Annotated in this window: 5 protein-coding genes and 1 pseudogene; 5 read left to right on the top strand and 1 reads right to left on the bottom strand. The window is 56.2% G+C overall.

Annotation, left to right across the window (positions count from 1 at the left end):
• Positions 1 to 498 (top strand): class II fructose-bisphosphate aldolase (locus HHJ16_RS00030; RefSeq protein ID WP_293639653.1); only part of this gene is annotated, 498 nt, incomplete at its 5' end.
• A 104-nt stretch (positions 499 to 602) separates the two neighbouring features.
• On the opposite strand, the gene HHJ16_RS00025 is transcribed toward HHJ16_RS00030, so the two are convergent.
• Complete coding sequence (locus tag HHJ16_RS00025) at positions 603 to 935, bottom strand: metal-sensitive transcriptional regulator (RefSeq protein ID WP_293639652.1); 333 nt, start codon at positions 933 to 935, stop codon at positions 603 to 605.
• A gap of 229 nt (positions 936 to 1,164) precedes the next feature.
• On the opposite strand from HHJ16_RS00025, the gene HHJ16_RS00020 reads away from it, so the two are divergent.
• From HHJ16_RS00020 to HHJ16_RS00005, 4 genes and pseudogenes are all read left to right on the top strand, one after another.
• Complete coding sequence (locus tag HHJ16_RS00020) at positions 1,165 to 1,737, top strand: DUF302 domain-containing protein (RefSeq protein WP_293639650.1); 573 nt, start codon at positions 1,165 to 1,167, stop codon at positions 1,735 to 1,737.
• Positions 1,738 to 1,791: 54 nt separating this feature from the next.
• Positions 1,792 to 3,039 carry an outer membrane protein transport protein gene (locus HHJ16_RS00015; RefSeq protein ID WP_293639649.1) on the top strand — a complete coding sequence of 416 codons (1,248 nt, stop codon included), beginning with the start codon at positions 1,792 to 1,794 and terminating at the stop codon, positions 3,037 to 3,039.
• A gap of 407 nt (positions 3,040 to 3,446) precedes the next feature.
• Entirely contained in the window at positions 3,447 to 3,779 is a 333-nt protein-coding gene (locus tag HHJ16_RS00010) for a metalloregulator ArsR/SmtB family transcription factor (RefSeq protein ID WP_293639648.1), read from the top strand.
• A 40-nt stretch (positions 3,780 to 3,819) separates the two neighbouring features.
• Positions 3,820 to 4,061: pseudogene (locus HHJ16_RS00005) on the top strand (sulfite dehydrogenase); the annotation flags it as partial.

Raw genomic sequence — 4,061 nt, 5'->3', positions numbered from 1 at the left:
TTTGTTGCCCTGACCGGAGTCGACGCACTGGCCATCGCCATTGGCACCAGCCACGGCGCCTACAAGTTCACGCGCAAGCCCACTAGCGACATTCTGGCCATCGACCGCATCGCTGCCATCCATGCGCAAATTCCCAATACCCATTTAGTGATGCATGGCAGCTCCAGCGTACCGCAAGAGTGGTTGGAAATCATCCGTCAGTACGGCGGTGAGCTCAAGGAGACGTATGGCGTGCCGGTGGAGGAAATCCAGCGCGGTATCGATAGCGGTGTGCGAAAGGTCAACATCGATACGGACATTCGTCTCGCCATGACCGGCGCGATGCGTCAGGTTTTGGCTGAGCAGCGCAGTGAGTTTGACCCCCGCAAGGCCTTATTGGCCGCCAAAAAAGCCGCAAGCGGCATCTGCAAGGCGCGGTTTGAGGCGTTCGGCTGCGCCGGCCAAGGGAGCCGCATCAAGCCGCTGTCTATGGAGGTGATGGCGACGCGCTACGCCTAATTCCGTGACAGCCGTGCAAGTCCTGAAGCGCAGCGGTCTTTGGAACCTCGCTTGTTATGTAGTCGCTAGACAGGCGGTTCAGTCGGGGTGCCAGATTTCTGGAGTCACGCAAATTTTTCCATCAGGCGGGCTGAGCGCTCCACTTCCTGAATCGCTTGCTCGTCCGTTTCTGAATCCTGTACCGCCTGGATTAGCGAGCAGGTCATCATCCGGTAGAACGCCTTTTCCATCGCTTTGCGCGTGGCCGACATTTGTGTGGCCACATCTTCGCAGGAGCGGTCGCTTTCGATCATTTCGACCAGACCTCGAACTTGCCCTTCGATTCGTCGCAAGCGATTAACGACGTCCTTCTGATGTTCGTGGCGGTAATCCTGGGCCAGTCCCCGCGATTTGAGAGTGGCGGCGGTGGTGGCGTTGGTGGAAGTCTTCTTGGTCATGATGCGGAGCCTTGCAAATTACGGTTCATTGCAGTTTGCCAGATCGCAGGAAACCGTGATGCGGAGTCGCTTTCGAAACTTGTTTAATACCATACCCCCAACGGTATAGGGTAGTTACGGATTCCGGTATTGCGGTGAAAGTTCGATGATTGATAGGGGTCAAGCAAACAGGCTATTCGGGACTGGCTGTTCGCGCTGGAATTGCTCATAAAACCAAACAGGATCACGCATGAAGAACATTGCATCCATCTCCCGCGTGGGGGCCTTGCTGATGGCGGCCTTGCTCACCGGCTGCGGTACCGTCAACACCTTTGGCAAGCTCGAAGATGGGGCGGGCGCCGAGGCTGGCCGCATGTGGGATCGCTGGGTGGACGCGGGTGGAGACATCGCGGTAGCCACCACCTGGGAGCGCAAGGTGAAGGAGGGTGTCACTGCGAATGACATTGAGCAGATTCTGCGTAGCGTCGCCATCGAACGCAACATGAAGGAAGTAGGTATTTTGCCGCTGTCCAAGGAGCTCGAAGCCCGTTCCGGTGTCAAGCAAAAGCTGCTCACCGTCTACTCCTTTTGTACGCCCGCCACCGCCCGCCACATGGTGGATTTCAGCCCTCACATGGCGGCCTATTTGCCTTGCCGCATTTCAATGGTGGAGCGGGACGATGGCTTGTGGCTCTACACCCTCAATATGGACATGATGGTCAAGATGGGTCGAAAACTACCCTCTCCACTGAAGGAAGAGGCGTGGGCCGTGCGCAGCACGATTTACGAAATGATGGAGCGCGCCTCCAAAGGAGAGTTTTGACCGGTACAAACATTACAACCTTTAGCTCAGAAATAAAAAAAGAGGAGACAAATCATGATCAAGACACGCAACATCCACCGAAGAGTTCAGCATCGCCCTTTCGCGGTGGCCTTAATGCTTGGCGGGACGCTGTCCACCGCCTTTGCAACCGACGGCTACTTTTCCCATGGTTATGGCATGAACGCCAAAGGCATGGGGGGAGCCTCGGTCGCACTGGCGCAAGACGGTTTCGCGGGCGCCAACAACCCGGCGGCAGCGGCCTGGGCGGGCAACCGGGCAGAACTCGGACTCGATTTTTTTAAGCCTACCCGTTCGATGGAACGGGCCGGGCTGGGAACGGTCACTAGCGACCATAACCTGTTCTACATTCCTGAATTCGGCTACAACCAAGCGATCAGCGACAAGCTTGGCGTCGGGGTGACGGTCTATGGCAACGGCGGCATGAATACCGACTATGCGGGAGGGCAAATTCCTGCCAATGGCTGTGGTCCGGGGTCGCCTCCTTCCAACGTGTTCTGTGGATCGGGTCGTCTCGGTGTCGATCTGATGCAACTGATAGTGGCACCCACGGTGGCGTATAAATTTAGCGAGAACCATTCGATTGGGATTTCTCCGTTGTTGGTACGTCAGCAATTCAAGGCAGATGGACTGAATGCGTTCGGCGTGGCAAACAGCGGATATGACAGCAGCAATGGGTTTGGCGTTCGCCTGGGCTACCTGGGTAAGCTTACTGACCAGCTGAGCATTGGGGCGTCTTACTCGCCCAGGATTGCCATGTCGAAACTGTCGCAGTATGCCGGCTTGTTCGCGGAGCAAGGGGGGCTGGACATTCCTGAAAACTACGTCGTGGGCGCCAGTTTTCAGGCAACACCGAACGTCACAATCGCCCTGGATTACCAGCGGATCAATTACGGCGCTATTGCCTCTATTGCAAATGCCAGCAATAGCCCTGGGGCCATGGGCGCTGCCAATGGCCCCGGGTTTGGTTGGTCGAACATCGATGTATGGAAGTTGGGTGTTCAGTGGCAGGCTAGCCCGAAACTGACCCTGCGAGCCGGTGTGAACATTGGCGGTAATCCAATTCAGAGCCGCGATGCGTCCCTCAACACGCTGGCGCCTGGCGTCATCACAACGCATTACACCCTGGGAGGCACCTATGCATTGACCGACAGGACGGACGTGACTTTTTCCTACATGCACGCACCGTCCAATTCAGTGACAGGACCGAATCGAGGGGGAGGCACGGACACCATCAAGATGTCTGAGCAGGCTTTGGGTGTCCAGTTCGGCTGGAAGTTCTAGCGCGAAGCTCAAGGTTGATGGGGTTGTGGACCGGTGGAATGATCAACTGGGCGGTTGGTAGGAACCGGCTTCACATCCTCTCTTGCATCACCTTGGGCTTCAACACGCCTATGGCCCGTATACCCAGCGATTTCCAACAGCGTGACTGTAAGCGCGGGGAAAAACTGAGCGCTGACAAACTTTGCGCGGCCCGCCATCAGCAGAAAGTTGAGGTGGGGTCGGGCATTGCAATGTCAAACTTAATCTCGACTTATCCCCGAAAGAAATGACGGTCATCGACTTGCGACTCAACCGGCATCATGACCAGTTCAAATAAACGGGCGTCCGCTGAAAACTTAGCGTAATCCCCATAGTAGATATTTTTTGGGCTGTTTATATTAGCAAATCAGAATATGCGAATTAATTAAATGGAACAGCAAACGACCGAGGCGCTTTCGCTACAGGTGTTCGAGCGGGCCGCTGAACTGTTCGGATTGCTCTCGACACCGGTGCGTGTGCGAATCGTCAGTGCGCTGTGTCGGGGCGAAAAGAATGTGACCGAACTGCGTCGTCTGATCGGAGTGGCTCAGCCCAACATCTCGCAGCACCTCACCATGCTGCACCGGTCGCGGATCGTATCCAAGCGCCGCCAGGGGGCGCAGGTTTTTTACAGCATAGCCGACGAGTTTTTGGGACTGGTCTGCCGGGCGGTCTGTTCTCAGGTGGCGTCTGAAACCCGTGACGCAAATTTGCTCGGGTAGTGATTGATTGATGACGGAAGCACATGTCAAAGGAGACTCTGTGAAGCAAGAAGACCTCAGTTCGGGACGTATCCTCAAGGCGCCTGAAAATTTCCTGAGCCGCGACGGCGTCAGGACTGTGTTTGCCGAAGCCAAGAGCGGCCGCCGAAACTTTATACGCAATGCCTTTGCGGCAGCGGTAGCGGGCGCTGCGGTGCCGGCTGCCCTGGCACAAGGTAATCCTGTGCCGGCCGAAGGGGGTGATCCTAATATTCTGAACTTACCCGAGCACAGCACAAGCCT

The organism is Polaromonas sp., from assembly GCF_012927485.1.
GTDB lineage: Bacteria > Pseudomonadota > Gammaproteobacteria > Burkholderiales > Burkholderiaceae_C > Polaromonas.
The sequence above is the reverse complement of the archived record's forward strand: the minus strand, read 5'-3'. Positions and strand labels throughout refer to the sequence as shown.

What these genes read in the sequence shown, in the direction of transcription:
- HHJ16_RS00025 (WP_293639652.1), bottom strand. Translation starts at nt 935, where the DNA reads ATGACCAAGAAGACTTCCACCAACGCCACCACCGCCGCCACTCTCAAA.
- HHJ16_RS00015 (WP_293639649.1), top strand. Translation starts at nt 1,792, where the DNA reads ATGATCAAGACACGCAACATCCACCGAAGAGTTCAGCATCGCCCTTTC.
- HHJ16_RS00010 (WP_293639648.1), top strand. Translation starts at nt 3,447, where the DNA reads ATGGAACAGCAAACGACCGAGGCGCTTTCGCTACAGGTGTTCGAGCGG.
- HHJ16_RS00020 (WP_293639650.1), top strand. Translation starts at nt 1,165, where the DNA reads ATGAAGAACATTGCATCCATCTCCCGCGTGGGGGCCTTGCTGATGGCG.